Source organism: Nocardioides lentus, assembly GCF_039529515.1.
Classification (GTDB): Bacteria; Actinomycetota; Actinomycetes; order Propionibacteriales; family Nocardioidaceae; genus Nocardioides; species Nocardioides lentus.
Window position 1 is genome coordinate 156,013 of the sequence record NZ_BAAAMY010000004.1, and the last position, 24,010, is coordinate 180,022.

A 24,010-nucleotide genomic window follows, 5' to 3' on the forward strand; every position below is an offset into this window, starting at 1 on the left:
GCCGCCCCGCCGCCGACCCGCCGCCGACCCGCCGCCGACCGGCGACGGGCCGCGACCCGGGCTCAGGCGATCTGGAAGGAGCGCTTCGACAGGCCGAACGAGTAGTCGTCGATGACGGTGGTCGGGACCGCCGGGCCGTCGGCCGCGCCGAGGGTCACGAACATCGGCGTGAAGTGCTCCACCGTGGGGTGCGCGTAGGGCATGCCCGGCGCCTCGGCGTACCGGGTGAGGCGGTCCCAGTCGACGTCGGCGAGCGCCTCGGCGGTCCAGGCGTCGAACTCCGACGACCAGCCCGGCACGGCGTTGTCGACGACCATCTCGCGGGTGAGGAAGGGCAGCCCGTGGGTGCCGTAGCCGGACCCGACGACGAGGACGCCCTGCTCGCGCAGGGCCCGCAGCCGCCGCCCGATGTCGGCGAGCCGGGCGGGGTCGTGGGTGGGCATGCTCATCTGGATCACGGGCACGTCGGCGTGGGGGTACATCACCGACAGCGGCACCCACGCGCCGTGGTCGAGCCCGCGACCGGTGACGTGCACCGTCTCCCGGTCCGGCAGCAGCCCGACGACCTGCTCGGCGAGCCAGGTCGCGTCGGGAGTGGCGTAGGAGAACTCGAAGAAGCGGCGGTGGAAGCCGGAGAAGTCGTAGACCAGGGGCGTGCCCGCGGTGGGTGAGGAGATCGCCAGCGGGGCGGACTCCCAGTGCGCGCTCACGATGAGCACGGCCCTCGGCTTGGGCAGGTCGCGGGCCCAGCCGTGGAGCTGGTCGATCCAGTGGGCGTCGTCGTAGAGCGGAGGCGCGCCGTGGGACAGGAACAGCGCCGGCAGGGCGCCGTCCTCGGGCGTCCACAGGGCGTGGTCGCGGCTCGCGGGCGCGGTGTCGCGCAGGAACGCGTCGTAGGCCGCGGCGGCGGGGGTGGGATCCATGGGGTGGGACACGAGGGCGCTCCAGGTGATGTTGATGTGTCAACAACGGTACGCCGCGACCCGCTGCCCCGCAAGGGGCGGCATGAGTAGGTTGGCGCCCGTGCCCGACGACACCCCGTGGCTGGACCCGGACGAGCGCGGCGCCTGGGTCGCCCTGGTCCGCACGATGCTGCGTCTGCCCGCGACCCTGGACACCCAGCTGCAGCGCGAGGCGGGGGTGACGTTCTTCGAGTACCTCGTCATCGCGATGCTCTCCGAGACCGACGACCGCACCCTGCAGATGAGCGAGCTCGCCGACCTCACGGCCGCGTCGCTGTCGCGGCTGTCCCACGTGGTCTCGCGGATGGAGTCGCGCGGCCTCGTGCGCCGCGAGCGGATCCCCGGCACCGGCCGCCGGACCGCGGCGACGCTCACCGACGAGGGCCTGGCCCTCATCGCGGGCGCCGCGCCCGACCACGTCGTCCACGTGCGCTCGCTCGTCGTCGACGCCGTCGACCGTGACGACCTCGCCGCCGTGCGGCGGGTCGCGGAGCGGATCTCCGAGCGCATCGACGACGAGCGCTCCGGGCCGACGCGCTGATGCGGGCGGTCCGCTACGACGCGTACGGCGCCCGCCCGGCGCTGGTCGAGCTGCCCGAGCCGGCGTGCCCCGAGGACGGCGTGGTCGTCCGCGTCGAGGCCACCGGCGTCTGCGGGTCGGACCACCACGCGTGGCGCGGGCACGACCCGGTGCCGGTCCCGATGGTCCCGGGCCACGAGTACGCCGGGACGCTCACCGCCGTCGGGCCCGACGTGCGCGGCTGGGCGGAGGGCGACCGGGTCACCGTGCCGTTCGTCCTCGGCTGCGGGCGCTGCCGCTGGTGCGCGGCCGGCGACCAGCACGTCTGCCCCGACCAGCAGCAGCCCGGCTTCACCCGTGACGGGTCGTGGGCCGAGCTCGTGGCCGTGCCCCACGCCGGGGCCAACCTCGTCCGCCTGCCCGACGCGGTGCCGGCGGCCTCGGCGGCGGCGCTCGGTTGCCGCTTCGCGACGGCCGCGCGGGCCGTGCGCACCCACGGCGCCCCCGCGCCCGGCGACTGGGTCGCGGTGCACGGCTGCGGCGGCGTCGGCCTGTCCGCCGTCATGGTCGCCGCCGCCCTCGGCGCCCGCGTCGTCGCGCTCGACCCGGACCCGGCCGCCCGGTCGCTGGCCGCGGACCTCGGCGCCGCGACGGTCCTCGACCCCACGGCGCACGACGACGTGGCGGGGTCGCTGCGCGAGCTCACCGGCGACGACGTCGCGGTCTCCCTCGACGCCGTCGGCCACCCGGCGATCGCGGCGGCCTCCGTCGCCTCCCTGCGTCCCCGCGGCCGCCACGTGCAGGTGGGCCTGCTGCTCGGTGACGCGGCCTCGACCGCCCTGCCGATGGGGCTCGTCGTCGCCCGCGAGCTCGTGGTCCACGGCAGCCACGGCATGCCGGCGCCCGACTACCCGGCCCTGCTGGCGATGGTCGCCGACGGCACCCTCGACGTCGCCCGCCTCGTCACCGCCGAGCTCGACCTGGCCGCGGGGCCCGACGAGCTGGTCGGCTTCGACGCCCCCGGCCGCCGGGCGGGCATCACCCTCCTGCACCCCTGACCGCCGAGGCGTCGCGAACTCCCTCGCCCTGACCGCCGAGGCGTCACGAGCTCCCTCGCCCTGACCGCCGAGGCGTCGCGAACTCCTTCGCCCTGGCCGCCGAGTCGTCGCGAACTCCCCAGGCGCGAGGTGACTTCGCGCCGACTCGGCCGTCGTACGGCGGGAGCTTGCGCCGACTCGGCGGTCGTACGGCGGGAGCTTGCGCCGACTCGGCGGTCGTACGGCGGGAGCTTGCGCCGACTCGGCCGTCGTACGGCGGGATCTTGCGCCGACTCGGCCGTCCTACGGCGGGACCTTGCGCCGACTCGGCCGGTGGTGGGGTCAGCCGCGACGCTGCGCCTCGACGAGGCGGCCCTTCGCCAGCTTGCCGGTGGCGGTGCGCGGCAGTGCGTCGACGAACTCGACGGTGCGGGGGATCTTGTAGCGCGCGAGGGTGCCCTCGAGCGAGGCCAGGATCTCCGCGGCCAGGGTCTCGGAGGGGGTCGCGTCGGCCACGGGCTGCACGAACGCCTTCACCGCCTGGCCCAGGTCGTCGTCCGGCACGCCGACGACGGCGACGTCGAGGATCGCCGGGTGCAGCGCGAGGGCGTTCTCGATCTCCTGCGGGTAGACGTTGACCCCGCCCGAGATGATCGTGAACGCCGTGCGGTCGGTGAGGTAGAGGAAGCCCTCGTCGTCGACGTGACCGATGTCGCCGGTCGTGGTCCAGGTCGGGTGCGCGGGGTGCGTGACGGCGGCGGTCCGCTCCGGGTCGCGGTGGTAGGTGAAGGGCAGCTCGTCGCGCTCGAAGTACACGGTCCCCGTCTCGCCGGTCGCCAGCTCGGTGCTGTCGGGCCCGCAGACCCGGATCACACCGAGCGCGGCCCGGCCCACCGACCCGGGGTGGGCCAGCCAGTCCTCGGGTCCGATCAGGGTGATCCCGTTGGCCTCGGTGGAGGAGTAGTACTCGTAGAGGATCGGTCCCCACCAGTCGATCATCCGCTGCTTGACCTCCACCGGGCAGGGCGCGGCGGCGTGGATCGCGACGCGCAGGGACGACACGTCGTACTGCTCGCGGACCTCGTCGTCCAGCTTGAGCATCCGCACGAACATCGTCGGCACCCACTGGCTGTGGGTGACCCGGTGCTGCTCGATCATCCCCAGCGAGGTCTCCGCATCGAAGCGCCGCGACATCACCAGCGTGCCGCCGAACATCGACACCATCCCGCCGAATCGCAGCGGCGCCGCGTGGTACGTCGGGGCGGCGGAGTAGTAGACCGTGTCGGCGTCGAAGCCGTAGAGGGGGCCGAAGACGGCGGCCAGCATGTCGCCGGGCTCGTCGACCTGCCGCGGGGGCAGCGGGGCCTTGACGCCCTTGGGCCGCCCGGTGGTGCCCGACGAGTAGAGCATGTCGGTGCCGCGCGGCTGGTCGGCCGGCGCGACCGGCGAGGCGGCGGCGAGCGCCTCCTCGTAGTCGTCGAAGCCGCGCACCGGCCCCTCGAACGCGAGCCGCACCTCGAGGCCCGGCACGAGCTCGGCGACCGCGGTGACGAGGTCGGCGTGCTCACCGGTCCCGACCAGCGCGCGGGCGCCGCAGTCGGTGAGGATGTACGCCGCCTCGTCCGGCGTCAGGTGGTGGTTGACGCCGGTGACGTAGAGCCCGGAGCGCAGGGCCGCCCAGTAGACCTCGAAGACCTCCGGGGTGTTCTCGGCGATGAACGCGACGCTGTCGCCGGGCGCGAGGCCCTGCTCACGCAGGTGGTTCGCGAGCCGCACCGACCGCTGCTCCAGAGCGCCGTAGGTGACGACCCGTCCGTCGTCGGCCTGCACGAGGGCCGGCTTGGTCGGGTCGGTGGCGGCGAAGGTCCCGGGAAAGACCACGGCAGGCTCCCTGCGGTACGGCGACGGGTGGTGCGCGTCACGGTACGAGCCCCGGGCGCCCGGGGACAGCCCCCGACGCACGACCCCCACGGGGGAGGAGTCGGGCCGGGGGCCGTCCGTCGGGCGGCAGGGGCGCCGGGGGACGGGGGACCCTCAGCGCCCCTGCCAGTCGGGGGAGGTGCGCCGCCCCGCCGAGGGCGGTGCGGTGAACGCCGCGACGCCGGCGGCGAAGTCGGCGGAGCCGTAGACCCGGTCGAGCACGTCGGCGTCCTCCACGACGCCGGCGGCTGCGTGCAGCCGACGCAGCAGCTCCTTCGCCGACCACAGGGTCAGCGGTGCGTGGCCGAGGATCGCGGTGACGACCTCCTCGGTCGTCGTCGTGACGTCCTCGGCGACCCGCGTCACGAAGCCCGCGGTCAACGCCTCCTCGGCGTCGAGGAGCCGGGCGGTGGCGATCATGTCGATCACCCGGCCCGCGCCGAGGTGCCGCACGGCGAGCGCGTAGCTGCGCGCCGAGAGCGTGTTGCCGAGCGTCCGCGCGATCGGGTAGCCGAAGCGGGCGTCCCGGGAGGCGACGCGGAGGTCCGCGGCCGACGCGATCGCCAGGCCACCGCCGATGCAGAACCCGTCGATCGCCGCCACCACCGGCACCGTGACCGCGAGCAGCCGGCCGATCGTGGCGTCGATGCGGCCCTCGTAGGCGACGCCGGCGGGGCCGTCGAACCCGGCGAACTGGGCGATGTCGGTGCCCGCGACGAAGGCCCGCCCGCCCGCGCCGCGCAGCACCATCACCCGGATCGCGTCGTCGGCGTCCGCGCGCTCGCAGGCCGCGACCAGCCCGGCGTACATGTCGAAGGTCATGGCGTTGCGGGCCTCGGGGCGGTCGAAGGTGACCCGCAGGACCCCGCCGTCCGCCTCGACGTGCAGGTCGTCGCTCATGCGTGCTCCTCTGCGTCTCTGTCGGCGTCTCTGTCGGCGTCGGCGTGGGTGACTGCGTCGGTGCCGGGCTCGGTGCCGGGCCCGGTGGAGGGCTCGAGCCCGGCCAGGACGGCGTCGGTGTCGTGGCCGAGCGGCGGGGCCGCGCGGCCGCGACGGGTGGGGGTCCGGGAGAAGCGCATGGGGGAGCCGACCTGGCGGACGTCGCCGAGGGTGGGGTGCTCGGCGTCCCAGTAGAAGTCGCGCGCCTCGAGGGCCGGGTCGGTGAAGACCTGGTCGTAGGTCTGGATCGGGGCGCACGGCACGCCGGCCGCCTGGAGGGCGGCCAGGACGTCCGCCGTGCCGCGGGTGCCGGTGACCGCCTCGATCCCGGCCACGAGCGCGTCGCGGTGACGCATGCGCCCGGCGTTGTCGGCGAACCGCTCGTCGGCGGCGAGGTCGGCCAGTCCGAGCGCGTCGCAGAAGCGGGTCCACAGCCCGGGGGTGTTGGCGCCCACGGTGACGTGGCCGTCGGCGGTCACGACGGCCTGGTACGGCGCCTGCGACTGGTGGGCGGAGCCCTGCGGGCCGGGCACGGTGCCGTCGCCGAACCAGCGCCCGGCCTCCCAGACCCCCAGCGACACCCCGGCCTCGTGCAGCGAGACGTCGAGGTGCTGGCCGCGGCCGGAGCGGTCCCGCTCGCGCAGGGCGGCCGTGACGCCGAGGGCGACGTACATCGCGCAGACCAGGTCGCAGATCGGTACGCCGACCTTCGCGGGGCCCGCGTCCCGGAAGCCGGTGATGCTCATCAGCCCCGAGCGCGCCTGGGCCATGATGTCGAGGCCCGGCTGGTCGGCCAGCGGGCCGTCCTGGCCCCACCCCGACGCCGAGGCGTAGACGAGGCCGGGCTGCTCGGCGGCCAGGTCGTCGTACCCGAGGCCGAGGCGGCGCATGGCGCCGGGCCTCAGGTTCTCGACCAGCACGTCGGCGGTGGCGACCAGGCGCCGGAACGCGTCGCGGCCCGTGTCGGACTTGAGGTCCAGCTCGACGGACTCCTTGCCGCGGTTGAGCCGCAGGAACGAGCTGGACTCGCCGCCGACGTACGGTGCGTTGCCGCGCACGAAGTCGCCGGTGCCGGGGGTCTCGACCTTGATCACGCGTGCGCCGAGGTCGGCCAGCTGCATCGTCGCCCAGGGCGCGGCGATGAACGAGCCGACCTCGATCACGGTGACGCCGGACAGGGGGTGGTCGCTCACGCTGCTCCTTCGGTACGACGGGGGGCGGGGTGGGGCGGTATACCGTCCACGGCATGTCCGCAGGAGACGACGGCCGGATCGTGGCGCCGCCGAGCATGGCCCAGCTCGCGACGGAGCGGATCCGGTCGCTGATCCTGGGCGGCGAGCTCGCGCCCGGCCAGCGGCTCGTCGAGAGCATGCTCACCGAGCGGCTCGGGGTGTCGCGCCCGCCGGTGCGGGAGGCGCTGAAGGACCTCCAGCACGAGGGCCTGGTCGCGGCGCTCCCGCGGGGCGGGGTCGCCGTGCGGGAGCTCACGCACCACGACGTGTTCGAGATCGTGACGCTGCGCGACGAGCTCGAGCGGCTCGCCGTGCGGCTCGGCGTGCCGGTGCGGGACCCGGCGCGCCTCGAGGCGCTCCGCGCGCGCCTGGCCGACCTCGAGTCCGCGGAGCAGGTGCCGGACGCCGAGGGCGGCACGGACCTGGCCCTGGTGCGCCGCGGCTTCGAGTTCCACGTCGCGCTGGTCGCGCTGGCCGGCCACGACCGGCTGGTCGAGACCTACCGCAGCCTGCAGTGGCAGATGCAGCTGTGCATGCGGCTCAACGTGGCGGCGCGCGGCCCCGCGGAGGGCGCGGCGGGCAACGCCCACCGCCACCGCGTGCTGCTGGACGCCGTCGAGTCCGGCGACGCCGACGCGGTGCTCGCGGCGCTCGCGGCGCACGGCCACGACAGCTTCGTGTGGACCCTGGTCGACGACCTGCCCGGACGCACGACCGACTCCACGGCCTGGCACGCGCAGGTGCGCTAGGTCGCGCTCGCCGGCCCTCACAGCACCAGGCTGAGCAGGAGCGTGGCGAGCAGCCCGACGACCGAGGCGACCGACGTGCCGGTGCCGACGATCTTGACGGCGCCCGTCGTGGTCTGGCCGAGCAGGTTCTTGGCCATCCAGAAGAAGTTGCTGTGCACGGTCATGAGGAACAGGGCACCGGAGGCCGCGGCGAGGGCGATCAGGACCGGGTCGACGCCCGAGGCGGCCGCGACCGGGCCGAGGATGCCGGCGGCCGTGATCGCCGCGACGCTGACCGAGCCGATGGCGACGTGCAGCACGACGGCGATCAGCCACGCGAGCAGGATGGGCGGGCCGGCGCTGGACTCGAAGAACGTGCCGAGGACGTCGCCGAGGCCGGTCGCCTGCACCAGCCCGGCGAGCGAGCCGCCGAGCCCGGTCAGCAGCAGCACCTCGCCGAGGTTGGAGAAGGAGCGGTCCAGCGCCCGCTTGACGCCGTCCATCCCGCGGGAGAAGCGGACCAGGGTGATCGCGCCGAAGGAGCCGATGAGCAGCGCGATGGTCGGGGACGCGAAGAAGGCGACCACGGCGTTCTCGACGCCGAACACGTCGGTCAGCGAGCCGGAGGCCACCAGGAGCAGCGACACGACGACCGGCAGGAGCGCCAGCCACAGCGGGAGCTCGCGCCCGCGGACGTCGCCGTCGGACGCCGTGCGCTCGGCGGCCACGGGCCGGGTCACCCCGGTGGTGCCGCCGGAGCCCCCGGCGCCCGACGCGATGCTCCCCGCGACGCTGCCCTGGTCGTCGACGCCCGCGGCGACGCGCTCCAGCTCGCCGTCGAGCCGGTCGAAGGTGGCGCGGTCCTCGTCGGTCGCGGGGTTCCAGAAGCGGGTGCGGTCGATGAGGAGGTTGAGCACGAAGATCGTGGTGACGATGGTGACGACGCCGACCAGGGTGCCGTAGAGCAGGTAGCGCCACAGCGGGATGTCGATGACGCCGGCCAGCGCCAGCGACCCGACGCTGGGGACCATCATCGTGAGCCCGGTGAGGATGCCGACGACGAGCGCGCCGGCGACGCGGGGGATGCCGGTGGGGCCGATTCTGCGGGCCAGGCCCCGCGCGACGGGCGCGGTGACCACGAGCATGACGTCCGCGAAGATCGCCTGCAGGGCGGTGCCGGCCGTGACGCCCAGCGCGTACGGCGAGCGCGTGGTGCCGAAGACCCGCAGCAGGCCGCGGACGATCCGGTCGATCGCGCCCAGCTCGCTCATCGCCGTCCCGAGCGTGATCCCGAAGGCGATCAGCAACCCGATCTCGGCGAGGATCCCGCCGAAGCCGGTGGTCAGGGTCTCCAGCGTGCCGTCGAGCCCCAGGCCCCCGGCGAGGCCGAGGTAGAGGATGCCCGCCAGCAGCGAGTAGACCGGGTGGATCTTGAGGCCCACGATCAGCGCGATGACGCCGACGATCGTGATGCCGGTGTGGAGCAGGAGCAGGCCGTTGTCGGACATGCGGGGGAACCGTCCTCGTCGTTCTGGTGCCGCCGTACCCACCTGGTGTGAGCCGGGTCACCGTGTTCGGTAGACGGTATACCAAAATGTCGGGTGGGGGAACGGCGTCGACCGGGCGGGTAGTCCCTGACGTTGTGACCGTGGATCGGTCGTTTCGGGGGTCCGTACGTCGGGGACTACCGGGCGCTGGGTGGTCGGGGCTGACCGGGCGGGTAGTCCCTGACGCTGTGACCGTGGATCGGTCGTTTCGGGGGTCCGTACGTCGGGGACTACCGGGCGCTGGGTGGTCGGGGCTGACCGGGCGGGTAGTCCCTGACGCTGTGACCGTGGATCGGCCGCTTTCAGGGTCCGAACGTCAGGGACTATCCCGACCGCCGCCCGACCACCGCCCGACCACCGGCCGACCACCGGCCGCCCACCGGGGCCGGGCGGCCCCGGTGGGGGTGGGCTCAGCCGAGCAGGACGACGTCGAGGGTGCGGGGGCCGTGGACGCCCTCGACGCGGTTGAGCTCGATGTCGCTGGTGGCGCTGGGGCCGGAGATGAAGGTCAGCGGGCGGGTGGCGTCGAGCGCGGCCACGGCCTGGGGGACGGTGTCGACGAGCTGGTCGGCGCGCAGCACGCAGACGTGGTGGTCCGGCACGAGCGTCACGGCCCGGCGGCCCTGGCCCTCGCCGGCGTCGAGGACGACGGTGCCGGTCGCCGCGATGCCGAGGCGGCCGAGGGTGACCACCGCCGTCGTCGCGTCGAGCTCGTCGACGCCCAGGGGCGCGTCGGGGCGGTCGACGACCGCGCCCGGCGGCACGAGGTGGGCGGGGAGGTCGTGGGGCACGACGGCCGGGGCGTCCCCGACGAGCGAGCGCACCAGGGCGCCGGCCTCGTCCGCGGTGGCGCCGGCGGGCAGGCGGTGCACCCGGGCCGCGTACTCCTCGACCGCCTCGGCGAACCGGTCGGCGTCCGCGGTCCCGACCAGCGGCGCGGCCTCGTAGTCGCGCGGCGGCGGCCCGGGGTCCGGACGGTCGCCGAGCGCCCGTCGTACGGAGGCCAGCACCTCCTCGCGCGCGCTCACGCGTCGCCCCCCGTCCCGGTCGCGCCGCCGGTGCCGTCCGTACGCCGGTCGCGCCAGCGCCGTCGGAAGGTCGCGCTCGGCGGGGAGGGCATGTCGCGGGCGGCGGTCCAGCCGGCGCCGGGTCCGGGCAGGCGGCGGAAGCCGCCCTTCTTCCAGGACCCGAGGCGGCCGGCGCCGATCAGTGCCGACCAGCGACGGGGGTGGGTCATCGCCGACGCGGCGGCCCGCATCGCGAGCGCCTCGGCGCTCGGCCGGCCGCCGGCCTCCTCGGCGGCGTCGACCGCGTCGGCGCGCAGCTTGACCAGCATCGTGGGGATGTCGATGCGCACCGGGCAGGCGTCGAAGCAGGCGCCGCAGAGCGTGGAGGCGAACGGCAGGCTCGCGTTGACGTCGGTCTTGCCCTCCAGCCCGGTCAGCTGTGGTGACAGCACGGCGCCGATCGGCCCCGGGTAGACCGAGCCGTAGGCGTGGCCGCCGACCCGCTCGTAGACCGGGCAGACGTTGAGGCAGGCGCTGCAGCGGATGCAGTGCAGCGCCGAGCGGCCCTCGGGGTCGGCCAGCACCCGGCTGCGTCCGTTGTCGAGCAGCACGAGGTGGAACTCCTGGGGCCCGTCGCCGGGGGTCACACCGGTCCACATCGAGGTGTAGGGGTTCATCCGCTCCGCGGTCGAGCTGCGGGGCAGCAGCTGGAGGAAGACCTCCATGTCCGCGAAGCTCGGCACGACCTTCTCGATGCCCATCACGGTGATCAGCGTGCGGGGCAGGGTCAGGCACATCCGGCCGTTGCCCTCGGACTCGACGACGGCCAGGGTGCCGGTGTCGGCGGCCGCGAAGTTGGCGCCCGAGATCGCGACCTGGGTGGTGAGGAACTTCTGGCGCAGGTAGGACCGCGCGGCCATCGCCAGCTCGCGGGGCTCGTCGGTCAGCCCCGGGTCGGCGCCCGGCATCGAGCGGCGGAAGATGTCGCGGATCTCGGTGCGGTTGCGGTGGATCGCGGGCACGAGGATGTGGCTGGGCCGGTCCTCCCCGAGCTGCACGATCAGCTCGGCCAGGTCGGTCTCGAGCGCGGCGATGCCCTCGGCCTCGAGGTGCTCGTTGAGGCCGATCTCCTGGGTCGCCATCGACTTGACCTTCACCACCTCCTGCGCGCCCGCGGCACGGACGAGGTCGGTGACGATCCGGTTGGCCTCCTCGCCGTCGCGGGCCCAGTGGACGACGCCGCCGCGGGCGGTGACGTTGCGCTCCAGCTCCTCGAGCAGCTCGGGCAGGCGGGCCATGGTGTCGGCCTTGACGCCCTCGCCGGCCAGGCGCAGCTCCTCCCAGTCGTCGAGCTCGGCGACCGCGCGCAGCCGCTTGGCGCGGATGGTGCCGGTGGCGTGGGCGAGGTTGCGCCGGAGCTGGTCGTCGGCCAGCGCGTCGACGGCGGCGTCGGGGAAGGACCGGTCGCCGCGGACGAAGCCCGTGGCGGTCGGCATGCCCAGGAAGGTGCTGCTCATCGGGGTGCTCCCTCGAACGGGATGTCGGCGGGCCCCCGCGCGGGGTCCTCCGGCGGGACGGACGGCAGGGACGACGGCGCGGACGGGCCGGCCGACGGCGTGGTCGACAGGCCGGGGGCAACGTCGGGGGTGGCGGCCACGGCGCCGCGGCGGCGCGGACCGGGGGTCCAGGGGTGGGCGCGGGTGGAGGCCAGGATCTCGGCCAGGTGCACCGTCGAGGCGCCGGTCTCGAGCCGCGCGAGCCCGCCGCCGATGTGCATCAGGCAGGAGGAGTCGCCGGCCGTGCAGACCTCCGCCCCGGTGGCGCCGATCGCGTCGATCTTGTCGCCGAGCATGGCGCCGGAGGTGGGGGCGTTCTTGAGCGCGAAGGTCCCGCCGAAGCCGCAGCACGACTCCGCGCCGGGGAGCTCGACGAGGTCGAGGCCCTCGACGGCGCGCAGCAGCCGCTCCGGCTTCTCGCCGACCCGCAGCATCCGCAGCGAGTGGCAGGTCGGGTGGTAGGTGACCCGGTGGGGGAACCAGGCCCCGACGTCGGTGACGCCGAGCACGTCGACGAGCAGCTCGGAGAGCTCGTAGGTGCGCGCGGCGACGCCGGTGGTGCGCTCGGCGAGGGCCGCGTCGTCGTAGCGGCGGGCCACCGCGCCGTGCTGGTGCCGCACCGAGCCGACGCACGACCCGCTCGGTGCGACCACCGCGTCGCAGGTCTCGAGCACCCGCTCGAAGGTGTCGGTGTGGTGGCGCACCACGTCGTGGCCGAGGCGCCAGTAGCCGGTGTTGAGGTGCATCTGGCCGCAGCAGGTCTGGGCCTCGGGGACGACGACCTCGTGCCCGAGCCGCTCGAGGACGGTGGCGGTGGCCATCGGGACGCGCGGGAACATCGCGTCGGCCAGGCAGGTGGTGAACAGGGCGATGCGCATGCGCTCTCCGCGGGCCGGTCGGCTGTGGTCGGACCACAGTACCCGCGATCGGGCCCGGCCGGGAGGGGGCCCGGCCTACGATCGCCGGGTGCGCGCGACCGAGACCGTCCAGGCGTGGGTGGAGGACCGTCTCCGCTCCCGCGAGCTGACGGTCGGGATGCGGTTGCCGGCCGAGCGTGCGCTCGCCGAGCAGCTCGGGGTCTCGCGGGGCTCGGTGCGCGAGGCGCTCCAGGTGCTCGCCGCCATGGGCGTCGTCCGGCGCTCCGTCGGCTCCGGCGACGCCGCGGGCGCCGTCCTCATCGCCGAGCCCGCGGCGCCCCTCGGCTCCGCGCTGCGCCTGCACGTCGCGACCGAGGCCTTCCCCGTGCGCGACGTGGTGGAGACCCGCGTGCTGCTGGAGACCTGGGCGGTCGCCGCCGCCGCGCGGGTCACGCCGGCCCCCGACCTCACCGAGGTCCACGAGCTCCTCGACGCCATGGACGACCCCGACCTCGACGTCCGCGCCTTCCTGCGTCTCGACGCGCAGCTGCACGTGGCGCTCGCGGCCCGCTCCGGCAACGGCCTGGTCGGCCAGATCATGGTCTCGCTGCGCGAGTCGATCGAGACCTACGTCGTGGGCGCGATCCCGCACGTGGCCGACTGGTCCGCGCTCCTCGACACCCTGCGGGCCGAGCACCGCGAGGTCGTCGCCGCGGTGGCCGCCGCCGACCCCGACGCCGCCGCGCGGGCCGTCGACCGTCACATCCGCGGCTTCTACGCCGTCTCCGGGCTCGCGGGCTGAGCCCCGCCGTCGGGCCCTGGGGCCCTCGGCGACACTGAGGCCATGGATCCCGAGCAGCTCGTCGCCGCGCGGACCCTCGAGCTCGACGGTGCGCTCAACCTGCGCGACCTCGGCGGGCTGCCCGCCGCCGACGGGCGGTGGGTCCGTCGCGGACAGGTGCTCCGCGGCGCCTACCCCGGGTTCGCGGACCCCGCGACCTCCCCCCACGCGGCCGCCCAGGTGGCCGACCTCGGGCTGCGCTCCGTGGTCGACCTGCGCCGCGCCTCCGAGGCCGAGACCGAGAACCCGCCCTGGGCCGACCACGGCGTGACCTGGCTGCGCTGGCCCCTGGTCGCCGCCGAGGGTGACTCCTGGACCGCGCGGTACGCCGGCTACCTGGCCACCCGGCCCGAGACCGTCGTCGGCGCCGCCCGCGCGGTGATGGACCCCGCCCAGCGGCCGACCCTGTTCCACTGCGCCGCCGGCAAGGACCGCACCGGCACCCTCGCGGCCCTGCTGCTCGACGTCCTCGGCGTGCCGGCCGAGGTGGTCGTGGCCGACTACGCGCACTCGGCCGCCGCCGTGGCCGCCGTCCTCGACCGGCTGCGCGACCGCCCGCCGTACGACGCGATGCTGGCGGGCACGACCCTGGCGGGCCAGACCCCGCGGGCGGACACGATGGCGGACTTCCTCGCCGGGCTCGCCGCGCAGGGCGGCGCCGAGGCGTGGCTGGTCGCGCACGGCGTGCCGCAGGCCGAGGTCGACGCGTTCCGCGCCGACCTGCTCGAGGACGGGCCCGCGGCGTGAGCGGTCGCGACGCGACCGGCCCCGACACGACCGGGCCCGCGACCGGGCCCGCGACCGGGCCCGCGACCGGGCTGGGGCCGCGCGCCGCGGCCGCGCTGGTCTTCGGCTCCTCGGCCGCCGTGCTCGTCGTCGAGCTGGTCGCCCTGCGGCTGCTCGCGCCGTACCTGGGGCTGACGCTGGAGACCAACACGCTGGTCATCGGCATCGCGCTGACCGCGATCGCGGTGGGCAGCTGGGCGGGCGGTGCGGCCGCCGACCGGGTCGACCCCCGCCGCACCCTCGCGCCGCTGCTCGCCGTGTCGGGTGCGGTGGTCGCGCTGACCCCGGTCACCGTGCGGCTGGCGGGGGCGGTGCCGGAGTCCGGGGCGCTGGTGCCCGTCGCCGCGCTCGCGATCTTCGTGCCCGGCGCGCTGCTGTCGGCGGTGACGCCGATGGTGACCAAGCTGCGGCTGTCGAGCCTGGCCGAGACCGGCACCGTGGTGGGCCGCCTCTCGGGCCTCGGGACGGCGGGCTCGATCGTCGGCACCGTGCTGACGGGCTTCGTGCTGGTCTCCGCGGTCTCGGTGACCTGGATCCTCGTCGGGCTCGGCGTGCTGCTCGTCGCCGTCTCGGCGCTCGTCGCGGTCCGGGTGGGCCGCGTGCGGCAGGTGGGGCTCCCCGCGGCCCTGGTCGTGCTCGGGGGCCTGGCCGCCGTGGTCGCGCCGGGCGGCTGCGACGCGGAGACGACGTACCACTGCGTGGTGCTCGCCGACGACCCGGAGAACCCCGACGGCACCACCCTGGTGCTCGACGGCGTCAACAACTCCTACGTCGACGCCGACGACCCCGAGGTCCTCGACTTCGACTACACCCGCGGCCTCGCCTCGGCGCTCGACGTCTTCGCCCCGGCCGGCGAGCCCCTCTCGGCCTACCACCTCGGCGCGGGCGCGCTCACGGTGCCGCGCTACCTCGCCGCGACCCGGCCGGGCACCGACTCCGTGGTCTCCGAGATCGACGGGGGCGTCGCCGCGGTGGTCCGCGACGACCTCGGCGTCACCCCCGACGGCGTCGAGGTCCGCGTCGAGGACGGACGGCTCGGGCTGCGCGACCAGGGCACCGACAGTCGCGACGTCGTGGTCGGCGACGCGTTCGGGGGCGTGAGCGTGCCCTGGCACCTGACCACCGCCGAGGCGATGGGCGACGTGCGGCGCGTGCTGCGCCCCGACGGCGTCTACCTCGCGAACCTCATCGACCACGGCCCGCTGGCCTTCGCCCGCGCCGAGGTCGCCACCCTGGCCGAGGTCTACGACCACGTCGCCCTCGCCGGGACCCCCGAGGCGCTGGCGCGCGAGGAGGGCGGCAACCTGGTCGCGCTCGCCTCCGACGCGCCGTTCGGGTCGGGCTCGGCGCCCGACCTGGCCGCCTACGAGGAGCGGATGGCCGAGCGCGACCTCGACTGGCGGGTGATCACCGGCGACGAGCTGGACGCCTGGGTCGACGGCGCCGAGGTGCTGCGCGACGACTACGCGCCCACCGACCAGCTGCTCACGCCCTACCCGGTCGGCTGAGGCCCCGGCGCGCCCGAGGGTCCGCCGGACGACGTGCCCGTCGCCGCCTATGCTCGCCGCACGAGGATGCGGCGGGGAGTGAGATGAGCGGTCCAGCGGGGCTCGGCCCGCGCGGCGGCGCGCACGACCGTCTCGCGTCGGGCCTGGCGGTCTCGTCGGTGGGCGGGGCCCGGCACCTGCCGACCCGGGTGCACCTCGACGACCCCGCCCGGCTCGCCGCCGTACGACGCCTGCTGCCGGCCGGCAGCGGCAACCCGGTCGTGGCCCGGCTCAGCGCCCTCGCCTCCCACCTCCTCGGCACCTCCTCGGCGCAGGTGTCGCTGGTGGGGGAGGCGACCTCGGTCGTCGGCGGCCACGGGGCCGGTCTGCTGCTCGCCGACGGTCCGGCCCTGCCCCGCGACGCCTCCCTGTGCGCCGGTGTGGCCGCCCGCGGGGTGCCCCTGCTGGTCGGGGACGCGTCGGGCGAGGACCCCGCGCTGGCCCGCCTGATGCGCGCCGACGCGGGACGCGGCGCGCGGGCCTACCTCGGCGTGCCGCTCTACGGCGCCGGCGGTCAGAGCGTCGGCGCGGTCTGCGTGTACGACGAGCGGCCCCGTGACTGGCACAGCCGCGACGTGATGGTGGTCGAGGAGCTCGCCGAGGCCGTCTCCGCGGAGCTGGAGCGCGCGGCCGTCGAGGTCGAGCGCAACGAGGCGCAGCGGGTGCTGACCGCCGCGGGTCGTGACCACGAGCAGGCGCTGGTGGCGCTGGCGGCGTCGGCGAGCGACGCGCTGGCCGCCTCCCTCGAGCCCGCCGAGGCGGTCCGCAGCCTGGTGCGCCTGACGGTCCCGGCGCTGGCCGACTGGTCCGTGGTGACCGTCGCCGGGCCGCGGGGCGGGCTGCGCGACGTCGCCTGGTGGCACCACGACCCGGACGCCTGGGCGGCGACCGAGGAGTTCGCCCGCCACCGCTTCGACGGCCTGGACGCGGTGCCCGGATGGCTCGCGGCGATCGTCGAGCGGGGTGCCTTCACCCTCGAGGCCGACGTGCTCGCGGCCGCGCGGCGGATGCTGGGCTCGCCCCGCGCGATCGCCGCGCTGGAGACCCTCGCGCCGACGTCGATGGTCGTCGTCCCGATCGTGGGGTCGGGCCGGGTCGAGGGCTCGATCAGCCTGTTCCGCGGCGGCGACCGGCCGCCGCTGTCGGAGGCGGAGGTCGCGGCCGCCCGCGACGTCGGCCGCCGGGCGAGCGTCGCGCTGCGCAACGCCCGTGACTACTCCCACCACCGCACGACCTCCGAGGAGCTGCAGCGCAGCCTGCTCACCGCACCGGCGCAGCCCGTCGGCGGCGAGGTCGTCGTCCGCTACGCACCCGCCAGCGACGCCGCACGGGTCGGCGGCGACTGGTACGACGCGTTCGCGCTGCCGCCCGACGAGGGGGCGGCGGAGCCCGCCACCATGCTCGTGGTCGGCGACGTCACCGGGCACGACGTGGCCGCCGCCGCGGGCATGGGGCAGGTCCGCAGCATCCTGCGCGGCCTCGCCGTCACCGGGGGCCTCGGGCCCGCCGCGCTCCTCGACCGGGTCGACACCGCCCTGGATCGGCTGCGCCTCGACGTCGGCGCGACCGCCCTGGTCTGCCGGCTCGCGGCGCCCGGCGGGGACGGGTCGTGCGAGCTGTGCTGGTCGGGTGCCGGCCACCTGCCCGCGCTGCTGGTCCACCCCGACGGCGCGGTCGAGCTCCTCGACGGCGGCGGGGTGATGCTCGGGCTCGGGGCGGAGGGGCTGCGCCGCGAGCAGGTCCGCCGTCTGCGGCCGGGCGCGACCCTCGTGCTGTTCACCGACGGCCTCGTCGAGCGGCGCGGCGAGGGCCTCGACGCGGGCCTCGACCGGCTGCGGGCCGCCGCCGGTCCGCTCGCCGTCCGTCCGGTCGCCGACCTCGTCGACCGCCTGCTCGCGCAGGTGCTGCCCGACGGCCACGAGGACGACGTCGCGCTGCTCGCCGTACGGGTCGGGGCGGGCCGGCCCACCGCCGCGGAATCTCCCGGGTGGTCCCCGTCGACGACGTCGTCCGCGGCGGCCCCGGAGGGCCCTGGGGTGGGGGACTAGCCCGGGTGGGGCGCGGGGTCGCGGCGCATCGGCAGGTGTGGGATGCCGTCCTCGACGAACTCGGGGCCGGTGACCGCGTAGCCGAACCCGGCGTAGAAGCCCGCCAGCGGCGACTGGGCGTCGAGCACCGAGGGCCGCTCGCCGATCTCGGCGAGCGCCGCGTCGACGAGCGCGGCGGCGAGACCCCGGCCGCGGGCCGAGCGGCGCAGCAGCACCCGGCCCACCCGGGCCGTGCCGTCGGGCTCGTCGAGCACGCGCAGGTAGCCCTCCAGCGCGCCGTCCTCACCGGTGAGCAGCACGTGGCGGGTGCCCGGCTCCGGGTCGCGGCCGTCGAGGTCGGGGTAGGCGCACTCCTGCTCCACCACGAACACGTCCTGGCGCAGCCGCCACACCTCGTACGCCGTGGCGACGTCGAGGTCGCCGAAGGCCAGGACGGCGACGCCCGGCGCGGGGCGCGTCACCGCAGGTGCTCCGTCGCCATCCGCAGGGCGGTCCGGGCCTCGGGCAGGCCGGGCAGCAGGCCGAAGACGTGGATCAGTCCGGGACGCTCGACGTAGGCGAGGTCCCAGTCGGCGGTCGTGGCGCGGTCGGCGAGCTGACGGCACCCGGCGGAGACCATGTCGCGCGAGCCGCAGAACGCCAGCGTCGGCGGCAGCCCGTCGAGGTCGCCGAAGAGCGGGCTCAGCTCGGGGCGCGCCAGGTCCTCGCCCTCCCCGCCCCACCAGCGGGCCCAGACGTGGGCCTTGCCGGGGAACAGCCACGGGTCGTCGGCCGCGATCCGCTCGGTGTCCGGCGAGCTCATCGTCAGGTCGACCCACGGCGCGTGGAGCAGCAGCCGGTCGGGTGTCGCGGCACCCGTGTCGCGGGCGGAGTCGCGCAGGGTCTGCGCGAGGGCGAGCGCCAGGCCGCCGCCGGCGGAGTCGCCGACGAGCGCGACGGGGAGGCTGCCGGTGAGCAGCCGTCCGGCGAGCTCGAGCAGGCCCGCGCGCGACTCGCGCCAGGTGTGCTCGGGAGCCGTCGGGTAGCCCGGCAGGACCACGCGCGAGCGGGTCGCGGCGCCCAGCCGGGCGGCGTACCGGACGTGGAACGGGTCCACCGGGTAGACGTAGCCGCCGCCGTGGCAGTAGAGGATGGTGCGCACCGGGTCGACGCCGCGTGGCGTGATCGACCACGCCGGGAACGGCCCGCTCGCACCGTCGACCTCCTCGGTCACGACCGCGAAGCGCCGCGCGAAGCCGGGAGTCGCCACGGTCGGCAGCCCCGGGCGCCGGGCCGCCTTGCGGGCCAGCACGGTCGTGCGTTCGTGCTCCGCGTCCACGACCTCGGCGGAGCGCCGCAGCCGCGGCACCACCTCCGCGAGCAGCTGGTGTCGGAGGCTCGGCGCAGGCACCGGCCCAGCGTAGGGCCGCCCGCCCTCCGCCCAGGTCCGCAGGTGGTCGACGTAGGGTGGGAGGCGAAGACAGGGGAGCACGCGCGGGCGTGCTGAGAGTGCGGGATCGGCCGCAGACCCTCCGAACCTGATCCGGTTAGCACCGGCGATAGGGAGTCACGATGAGGACGCACGCACGCCTGACCACGCTCGTCACGGCGGCGGCCGCGGGGTCGCTGCTGCTCGGCGGGTGCTCGCTCGCGGGCGGCGACGGCGGCACAGACGCCGGGGCGCCCAGCGCCGAGCAGCGCGAGGACGGCACGGGCCGGGTCGTGCTGGTCACCCACGACTCGTTCGCGCTGCCCGACGACGTCGTCGCCGACTTCGAGGAGCGCTCCGGGATCGAGCTGGTCCAGCGCGCCGCCGGTGACGCCGGGTCGCTGACCAACCGGCTGGTGCTGACGAAGGACGACCCGATCGGCGACGTCGCGTTCGGCGTCGACAACACCTTCGCCTCCCGGGCGCTCGAGGAGGACGTCTTCGCCCCCCACGAGGCCGAGCTGCCCGCGGGGGCGGACGCCTTCGCGCTGGCCGACGGGGCGGACCGGCTGCTGCCCGTCGACGAGGGCAACGTCTGCGTCAACGTCGACGAGGCCTGGTTCGCCGAGCGCGACCAGGAGCCGCCGGCCACCCTCGACGACCTGCTCGACCCGGCGTACGCCGACCTGACCGTGCTGCCCGGCGCGCCCACCTCGAGCCCGGGGCTGGCGTTCCTGCTCACCACGGTCGCGGCGTACGGCGAGGACTGGCCGACCTACTGGGAGGACCTGGTCGCCAACGGCGCGAAGATCACCTCCGGGTGGTCCGACGCCTACCAGGTCGACTTCACCGCCGGCGGCGGTGGCGGTGACCGCCCGGTCGTCGTGTCCTACGACTCCTCGCCCGCCTTCACGGTCGCCGACGGCGAGACCACGACCTCCGCGCTGCTCGACACCTGCTACCAGCAGGTCGAGTACGCCGGGGTGCTCACCGGGGCCGAGAACCCGGCCGGCGCCGCCGAGGTGGTCGACTTCCTGCTGAGCGAGGAGGTCCAGGCGGCCCTCCCCGAGAGCATGTACGTCTACCCGGTCCGCGACGACGTCGAGCTGCCGCGCGACTGGGCCCGCTTCGCCGAGCAGCCGAGCGACCCCTTCGAGGTCGACCCGGCCGAGGTCGCCGCCAACCGCGCCGACTGGCTCGCCGAGTGGAGCGACGTCACCAGCCGATGACCCGCCCGTGACCCGCCGGTGGGCTCCCGCATGACCCGGCGCAGCGGCCTGCCGGGCCTGGTGGCGCTCGCGGTCGTGCCGGTCGCGGTCCTGGCCGTCTTCTTCGTGCTGCCGGTCGCCGGGATGCTGGCGCGCGGGCTGTGGCCCGACGGCACCTTCGACCCCTCCGGGGCGGTCGACGTCCTCACCCGTGAGCGCACCGGCCGGGTCCTGTGGTTCACCGTCGCGACCAGCGCCGCGGGCACGGCCGGCTCGCTGCTGCTGGGGCTGCCGGTGGCCTGGACCCTCCACCGGCTCGCACTGCCGGGTCGTCGGGTGGTGCGGGCGCTGCTGCTGGTGCCGTTCGTGCTGCCCACCGTGGTCGTCGGGGTCGCCTTCCGCGAGCTGCTGGGGGAGTCGGGGCCGCTCGGGTTCCTCGGCCTCGACGGGACGCCGGTGGCCGTCGTCGCCGCGCTGGTCTTCTTCAACGTCGCCGTGGTGGTCCGCGCCGTCGGTGCGGCCTGGGAGTCGCTCGACCCCCGGCCCGCCGAGGCCGCCGCCGCGCTGGGGGCCACGCCGTGGCAGGTGTGGTGGACCGTGACCCTGCCCGCGCTGCGACCCGCGATCGTCTCCGCCGGCAGCGTGGTGTTCCTGTTCTGCGCCACCGCGTTCGGGGTCGTGCTCACCCTGGGCGGCCTGCGCTACGCCACCGTCGAGACCGAGATCTACCTGCTCACCACCAACCTGCTCGACCTCGAGGGCGCGGCCGCCCTCTCGCTGCTGCAGCTCGTCGTCGTCGCCGGGCTGCTCGCGCTGGCCCAGCGGCTGCGGGCCACACCCGCGGCCGCGCGGCGCGTCGTCGCCCGCTCCCGCGCCGTACGACCCTCCGACGCGCCGCTGCTCGTCGTCACCGCCGTCGTGCTCCTCGGCGTCGCGACGCCCGTCGCCACGCTGGTCGCCGGGTCGCTGCGCACCCCCGACGGCTGGGGCCTGCGCAACTACGCCGCGCTGGCCTCGACGGGGTCCGGGCCGGGTGGGAGCGGGGCACTCGCGGTCCCCGTCACCGAGGCCCTCGTGGTCTCCCTGCGCACCGCGGTCGACGCGACCTGGATGGCGATGCTGCTCGGTCTGCTCGTCGCCGTCGTGGTCACCCGTCGCTCCCGCGGACGCGCCGAGCGGGCGGTGCGCGCCGGCCTCGACGGCTTCTTCATGCTTCCCCTCGGGGTCTCGGCGGTGACGCTCGGCTTCGGGCTGCTCGTCACCCTCGACGACGGCCTGCTCGACCTGCGGGCCTCGCCGCTGCTGGTGCCGGTCGCGCAGGCGCTGGTGGCGCTGCCGCTGGTCGTGCGCACCCTCGCGCCGGTCCTCGCCGGCATCGACCCCCGCCAGCGCCAGGCGGCGGCCTCGCTCGGCGCCGGCCCGTGGCGCACCGTCGCCGTGGTCGACCTCCCCGTGGTCTGGAAGCCGGTCCTGGCCGCCGCGGGCTTCGCGTTCGCGGTGTCGCTGGGCGAGTTCGGGGCGACGTCGTTCCTGTTCCGCGAGGAGGCGCCGACCGTGCCCGTGGTCATCTTCCGCCTCATCGGTCGCCCCGGCGAGGGCAACTACGGCATGGCGCTGGCCGCGTCGGTGGTCCTGGCGGGCGTCACCGCCCTCGTCGTCCTGGCGGTCGAACGGCTGCGGGTGCGCAGCGTGGGAGCGTTCTGACGTGCTGTCGCTGAGCGGGGTGTCCGTCGCCTACGACGGCGTCGACGCCGTCGTCGACGTCTCCCTCGACGTGCCCGCGGGCGAGGTGCTCGCGGTGCTCGGCGCGTCCGGCTGCGGCAAGTCGACCCTGCTGCGGGCCGTCGCCGGCCTGGAGGCGCCGCGCTCGGGCACCGTGGTCGCCGACGGCGAGGACGTCACCCGCGTCCCCACCCACCGCCGCGGCTTCGCCCTGATGTTCCAGGACGGTCAGCTCTTCGGTCACCTCACCGTGGCCCGCAACGTGGCCTACCCGCTGCGGCTGCGCCGCCGCCCCGCCGCCGAGACCGCCGCCCGCGTCGCCGAGCTGCTCGAGCTGGTCGGCCTCGTCGGGTACGGCGACCGCCTGCCGGGGACGCTGTCGGGCGGCGAGCAGCAGCGGGTCGCGCTGGCCCGCGCCCTCGCCGTGCGACCGCGGCTGCTGCTGCTCGACGAGCCCCTCTCCGCGCTCGACGCCGGCCTGCGCGAGCGGCTCGCGGGCGACCTGCGCCGGATCCTCGTGGAGGCCGGCACCACCGCCGTCCTGGTGACCCATGACCACGAGGAGGCCTTCGCGGTCGCCGACCGGATGGCCCTGATGCGGGCCGGCCGCGTCGTGCAGCACGGACCGGTCGCCGACGTCTGGGGCGCCCCCGTCGACGCCGAGGCCGCGCTGTTCCTCGGCTACGCGCGCGTGCTCGACGGGGCGCGGGCGGCGGCGGTGCTCGCCGCCGCCGGCCGTCCGGGAGCCTCTGCGGTGGCGCTGCGGCGCTCCGCGCTGCGGGTGGAGCCCGCCGGGGCGCTGGCGGGCACGGTGGTCTCGGCCGCCGCGACCCCCGACCAGGTCCGCCTGGTCGCGGACGTCGAGGGGCTCGGTCGTCTCGACGCGGTCGGGGGGCCGGGTCTCGCGGCCGCGCGGGTGCCCGCGCCCGGCGCCGCCGTGCGCCTGGACGTCGACCCCGCCCGCCTCGCGCCGCTCCGGCGGGCCCGCGGCTGAGAACACCCTGAACGCGTTGGCGGGACGCGAGGTGGGGAACCCTAAGATGTGCCGGGTGTACCGCCGCGCCTACGCCCTGCTCGTCGGCGTCGCCGGTGGAATGCTGCTCCTCGCGCTGTTCACCGCCAACGCCCTCGGTCGCAGCATCGTCGACCCCGAGGGCTTCCTGGGTCCCGCGTGGGCCCGCGGGCCGCTGCTGATCCTGCTGGCGCTGACGCTCGACATGGTGCCCCGGGCGCTGTGGTACTCCAAGCTCGACGTCCGCAAGATGCCGGGCATCGTGCGGGAGCGCTGGCGCACCCACTGGACCCGCGACCGGCTGGTCCTGGTGGTCCTCGGCCTGGTCTGCTTCTACGTCACCTACGTGTCCTACCGGAACCTGAAGTCGTTCCTGCCCGAGGTCCTCGGCACCGACTACATGTTCGACCGCGAGCTGCACCAGATCGACCAGCTCCTCTTCTTCGGCAACGAGCCGGCGATCGTGCTGCACAGCATCCTCGGCTACGAGGTGGTCGCGCAGTTCCTGTCGCTGATCTACATCTGGTACCTCCCGCTGGTGCCGCTCGCCGTGACCGCGTGGGCGATCTGGTCGCGCAACATCTCCTTCGGCTACTGGTTCGCCACCTCGCAGGTGCTGGCCTGGACGCTGGGCACCGCGTCGTACTACCTGCTGCCGACGCTGGGGCCGGGCTTCGAGTACTCCTGGCTCTACACCGACCTGCCGCAGACCCCGACCACCGACCTGATGCAGTCGCTGCACTACGGGCGCTCGACGTTCCTGTGGAACGACGTGGAGAACGCGATCCAGGGCGTCGCGGGGTTCGCGAGCCTGCACACCGCGATCACGCTGCTGTGGGCGCTCATGGCGCAGTACACCGTGCGCAACCGGGTCGTGCACTGGATCTTCTGGGTCAACTTCGGCATCACGATCGTCGCCACCCTCTACTTCGGCTGGCACTACGTCGCCGACGACATCGGGGGCATCATGATCGCGCTGATCTCCTTCTACCTCGGCGGGCTGGCCAGCGGGCAGAAGTTCGACCGCATGGGCCGCTCCAGCCACCCGACCACGACCACGTCCCGGATCCCGGTCGACGACCGCGCCGCCGAGGGCGACCCGGCGGCTCGCGCCTGACCTCCCGCCCCGGGCG

21 protein-coding genes and 1 riboswitch are annotated in these 24,010 nt (G+C 75.6%); of the genes, 11 read left to right on the forward strand and 10 right to left on the reverse strand.

The features are described 5' to 3' along the window. Nucleotides 1-62: 62 nt before the first annotated feature. Entirely contained in the window at nt 63-923 is an 861-nt protein-coding gene (locus ABD158_RS07540) for a dioxygenase family protein (protein WP_344005736.1), read from the reverse strand. Between the two features lie 100 nt (nt 924-1,023). On the opposite strand from ABD158_RS07540, the gene ABD158_RS07545 reads away from it, so the two are divergent. Both ABD158_RS07545 and ABD158_RS07550 read left to right on the forward strand, forming a co-directional pair. Beyond that, nucleotides 1,024-1,503 carry a MarR family winged helix-turn-helix transcriptional regulator gene (locus tag ABD158_RS07545; RefSeq protein ID WP_344005738.1) on the forward strand — a complete coding sequence of 160 codons (480 nt, stop codon included), beginning with the start codon at nt 1,024-1,026 and terminating at the stop codon, nt 1,501-1,503. After that, nucleotides 1,503-2,540, forward strand: coding sequence for an alcohol dehydrogenase catalytic domain-containing protein (locus tag ABD158_RS07550; protein WP_344005740.1), 1,038 nt, complete (start codon nt 1,503-1,505; stop codon nt 2,538-2,540). Before ABD158_RS07545 ends, ABD158_RS07550 begins: the two co-directional genes overlap by 1 nt. A 321-nt stretch (nt 2,541-2,861) precedes the next feature. Here ABD158_RS07550 and ABD158_RS07555 read toward each other — a convergent pair whose 3' ends face one another. From ABD158_RS07555 to ABD158_RS07565, 3 genes are all read right to left on the reverse strand, one after another. Further along, a complete protein-coding gene (locus tag ABD158_RS07555; protein ID WP_344005742.1) occupies nt 2,862-4,400 on the reverse strand; it encodes an acyl-CoA synthetase in 1,539 nt (512 codons plus the stop codon). A 153-nt stretch (nt 4,401-4,553) separates the two neighbouring features. Next, nucleotides 4,554-5,339 (reverse strand): enoyl-CoA hydratase, encoded by a 786-nt coding sequence (locus ABD158_RS07560; protein ID WP_344005744.1) that lies wholly within the window; start codon nt 5,337-5,339, stop codon nt 4,554-4,556. Next, the gene (locus ABD158_RS07565; RefSeq protein ID WP_344005746.1) at nt 5,336-6,571 is read right to left on the reverse strand and encodes a CaiB/BaiF CoA transferase family protein; all 1,236 of its coding nucleotides are present in this window, start codon (nt 6,569-6,571) and stop codon (nt 5,336-5,338) included. Before ABD158_RS07565 ends, ABD158_RS07560 begins: the two co-directional genes overlap by 4 nt. A 53-nt stretch (nt 6,572-6,624) precedes the next feature. Between ABD158_RS07565 and ABD158_RS07570 the strand changes: the two genes are divergently transcribed. After that, a complete protein-coding gene (locus tag ABD158_RS07570) occupies nt 6,625-7,359 on the forward strand; it encodes a GntR family transcriptional regulator (protein WP_344005748.1) in 735 nt (244 codons plus the stop codon). A 17-nt stretch (nt 7,360-7,376) separates the two neighbouring features. Here the strand turns inward: ABD158_RS07570 and ABD158_RS07575 are convergent, their stop codons facing one another. The 4 genes from ABD158_RS07575 to ABD158_RS07590 all read right to left on the reverse strand — a co-directional run bounded on the left by ABD158_RS07575 (nt 7,377) and on the right by ABD158_RS07590 (nt 12,326). After that, the gene (locus ABD158_RS07575) at nt 7,377-8,846 is read right to left on the reverse strand and encodes a GntP family permease (RefSeq protein ID WP_344005750.1); all 1,470 of its coding nucleotides are present in this window, start codon (nt 8,844-8,846) and stop codon (nt 7,377-7,379) included. 449 nt (nt 8,847-9,295) lie between these two features. Further along, nucleotides 9,296-9,913 (reverse strand): LutC/YkgG family protein, encoded by a 618-nt coding sequence (locus ABD158_RS07580; RefSeq protein WP_344005751.1) that lies wholly within the window; start codon nt 9,911-9,913, stop codon nt 9,296-9,298. After that, on the reverse strand, nt 9,910-11,409 hold the full coding sequence (locus ABD158_RS07585; protein WP_344005753.1) for a LutB/LldF family L-lactate oxidation iron-sulfur protein: 1,500 nt from the start codon (nt 11,407-11,409) through the stop codon (nt 9,910-9,912). The genes ABD158_RS07580 and ABD158_RS07585 overlap by 4 nt, the downstream gene beginning before the upstream one ends. Then, nucleotides 11,406-12,326, reverse strand: a complete 921-nt coding sequence (locus tag ABD158_RS07590; RefSeq protein WP_425573163.1) for a (Fe-S)-binding protein — start codon at nt 12,324-12,326, stop codon at nt 11,406-11,408. The genes ABD158_RS07585 and ABD158_RS07590 overlap by 4 nt, the downstream gene beginning before the upstream one ends. Before the next feature lie 88 nt (nt 12,327-12,414). Here ABD158_RS07590 and ABD158_RS07595 point away from each other — a divergent pair, with 88 nt between their 5' ends. From ABD158_RS07595 to ABD158_RS07610, 4 genes are all read left to right on the forward strand, one after another. Further along, nucleotides 12,415-13,107: a FadR/GntR family transcriptional regulator gene (locus tag ABD158_RS07595; protein ID WP_344005755.1), complete on the forward strand. Its 693-nt coding sequence runs from the start codon at nt 12,415-12,417 to the stop codon at nt 13,105-13,107. A 42-nt stretch (nt 13,108-13,149) separates the two neighbouring features. Then, the gene (locus ABD158_RS07600; protein WP_344005757.1) at nt 13,150-13,893 is read left to right on the forward strand and encodes a tyrosine-protein phosphatase; all 744 of its coding nucleotides are present in this window, start codon (nt 13,150-13,152) and stop codon (nt 13,891-13,893) included. Then, nucleotides 13,890-15,440, forward strand: coding sequence for a fused MFS/spermidine synthase (locus ABD158_RS07605; RefSeq protein WP_344005759.1), 1,551 nt, complete (start codon nt 13,890-13,892; stop codon nt 15,438-15,440). The genes ABD158_RS07600 and ABD158_RS07605 overlap by 4 nt, the downstream gene beginning before the upstream one ends. Before the next feature lie 83 nt (nt 15,441-15,523). Continuing rightward, nucleotides 15,524-17,527, forward strand: coding sequence for a GAF domain-containing SpoIIE family protein phosphatase (locus tag ABD158_RS07610; RefSeq protein ID WP_344005761.1), 2,004 nt, complete (start codon nt 15,524-15,526; stop codon nt 17,525-17,527). On the opposite strand, the gene ABD158_RS07615 is transcribed toward ABD158_RS07610, so the two are convergent. Together ABD158_RS07615 and ABD158_RS07620 are read right to left on the reverse strand one after the other, a co-directional pair. Continuing rightward, entirely contained in the window at nt 17,524-17,988 is a 465-nt protein-coding gene (locus ABD158_RS07615; RefSeq protein ID WP_344005763.1) for a GNAT family N-acetyltransferase, read from the reverse strand. The genes ABD158_RS07610 and ABD158_RS07615 overlap by 4 nt on opposite strands. Continuing rightward, nucleotides 17,985-18,917: an alpha/beta hydrolase gene (locus ABD158_RS07620; protein ID WP_344005765.1), complete on the reverse strand. Its 933-nt coding sequence runs from the start codon at nt 18,915-18,917 to the stop codon at nt 17,985-17,987. The genes ABD158_RS07615 and ABD158_RS07620 overlap by 4 nt, the downstream gene beginning before the upstream one ends. A 61-nt stretch (nt 18,918-18,978) precedes the next feature. Next, nucleotides 18,979-19,089, forward strand: a riboswitch (TPP riboswitch). Here ABD158_RS07620 and ABD158_RS07625 point away from each other — a divergent pair. From ABD158_RS07625 to ABD158_RS07640, 4 genes are all read left to right on the forward strand, one after another. Continuing rightward, complete coding sequence (locus ABD158_RS07625; RefSeq protein WP_344005767.1) at nt 19,079-20,164, forward strand: thiamine ABC transporter substrate-binding protein; 1,086 nt, start codon at nt 19,079-19,081, stop codon at nt 20,162-20,164. It overlaps the preceding riboswitch by 11 nt. A 30-nt stretch (nt 20,165-20,194) precedes the next feature. Continuing rightward, nucleotides 20,195-21,847 (forward strand): ABC transporter permease, encoded by a 1,653-nt coding sequence (locus tag ABD158_RS07630; RefSeq protein WP_344005768.1) that lies wholly within the window; start codon nt 20,195-20,197, stop codon nt 21,845-21,847. Nucleotide 21,848: 1 nt separating this feature from the next. After that, on the forward strand, nt 21,849-22,859 hold the full coding sequence (locus ABD158_RS07635) for an ABC transporter ATP-binding protein (RefSeq protein WP_344005770.1): 1,011 nt from the start codon (nt 21,849-21,851) through the stop codon (nt 22,857-22,859). A gap of 46 nt (nt 22,860-22,905) precedes the next feature. Further along, nucleotides 22,906-23,994, forward strand: a complete 1,089-nt coding sequence (locus ABD158_RS07640; RefSeq protein ID WP_425573165.1) for a phosphatase PAP2 family protein — start codon at nt 22,906-22,908, stop codon at nt 23,992-23,994. Nucleotides 23,995-24,010 lie beyond the last annotated feature (16 nt).

Excerpts from the sequence above, each read along its gene's own strand:
- ABD158_RS07630 (WP_344005768.1), top strand. The coding sequence starts at position 20,195 with ATGACCCGGCGCAGCGGCCTGCCGGGCCTGGTGGCGCTCGCGGTCGTG.
- ABD158_RS07550 (WP_344005740.1), top strand. The coding sequence starts at position 1,503 with ATGCGGGCGGTCCGCTACGACGCGTACGGCGCCCGCCCGGCGCTGGTC.
- ABD158_RS07585 (WP_344005753.1), bottom strand. The coding sequence starts at position 11,409 with ATGAGCAGCACCTTCCTGGGCATGCCGACCGCCACGGGCTTCGTCCGC.
- ABD158_RS07640 (WP_425573165.1), top strand. The coding sequence starts at position 22,906 with ATGTGCCGGGTGTACCGCCGCGCCTACGCCCTGCTCGTCGGCGTCGCC.
- ABD158_RS07625 (WP_344005767.1), top strand. The coding sequence starts at position 19,079 with ATGAGGACGCACGCACGCCTGACCACGCTCGTCACGGCGGCGGCCGCG.
- ABD158_RS07575 (WP_344005750.1), bottom strand. The coding sequence starts at position 8,846 with ATGTCCGACAACGGCCTGCTCCTGCTCCACACCGGCATCACGATCGTC.
- ABD158_RS07590 (WP_425573163.1), bottom strand. The coding sequence starts at position 12,326 with ATGCGCATCGCCCTGTTCACCACCTGCCTGGCCGACGCGATGTTCCCG.
- ABD158_RS07600 (WP_344005757.1), top strand. The coding sequence starts at position 13,150 with ATGGATCCCGAGCAGCTCGTCGCCGCGCGGACCCTCGAGCTCGACGGT.
- ABD158_RS07570 (WP_344005748.1), top strand. The coding sequence starts at position 6,625 with ATGTCCGCAGGAGACGACGGCCGGATCGTGGCGCCGCCGAGCATGGCC.
- ABD158_RS07610 (WP_344005761.1), top strand. The coding sequence starts at position 15,524 with ATGAGCGGTCCAGCGGGGCTCGGCCCGCGCGGCGGCGCGCACGACCGT.
- ABD158_RS07560 (WP_344005744.1), bottom strand. The coding sequence starts at position 5,339 with ATGAGCGACGACCTGCACGTCGAGGCGGACGGCGGGGTCCTGCGGGTC.
- ABD158_RS07540 (WP_344005736.1), bottom strand. The coding sequence starts at position 923 with ATGGATCCCACCCCCGCCGCCGCGGCCTACGACGCGTTCCTGCGCGAC.